Below are 439 nucleotides of genomic sequence, written 5' to 3' on the forward strand. Positions count from 1 at the left end.
GCAGTGACCCGCACCGGGGAACGGCTCGTCGTTCGGGCGGCCGAACTGTCTGGCCGCCCAGATGACGAAGCGACTCCGGACGGTACCAGCGGACGTGTCCAGAACGAACCCATCGTCGTGGCGTTGGAGGGATTCGACAGCTACGCCGGTCCGGACGGGAAGGTCATGAAACTCGACGACTCCGCGGAGGTACTGCGCGTACTCCTCGCCGGTCGGGTGTTCGCGGTCGAGCGCGAACGCGGGCGACGTGTCCGTCGTGACGGCGTTCAGGTCTCGACAGCCGAAGCTGTCGCTGGGAAACGAGGGGGTGATGAACTGCATCTCCTCGGGCCACTGTCGAAACGACGCGCCGACGTCGTCTCGCTCCAGAATCGCGTAGGAGTCGAGGGCGAGGGCTTCGAGAACGACGCCAATACCGACGCCAGCGGCACCTGCGCCG

The 439-nt window shown here is 66.5% G+C and carries 1 protein-coding gene; it reads right to left on the reverse strand.

The window, feature by feature from the left end:
- Nucleotides 1-439, reverse strand: a 439-nt coding sequence (locus tag C5B91_RS21750; RefSeq protein WP_158589940.1) for an NAD(P)-binding domain-containing protein, incomplete at both ends; no start/stop codon positions are given.

It is taken from the genome of Haloferax sp. Atlit-10N (assembly GCF_003586325.1).
GTDB classification, from domain to species: domain Archaea; phylum Halobacteriota; class Halobacteria; order Halobacteriales; family Haloferacaceae; genus Haloferax; species Haloferax prahovense.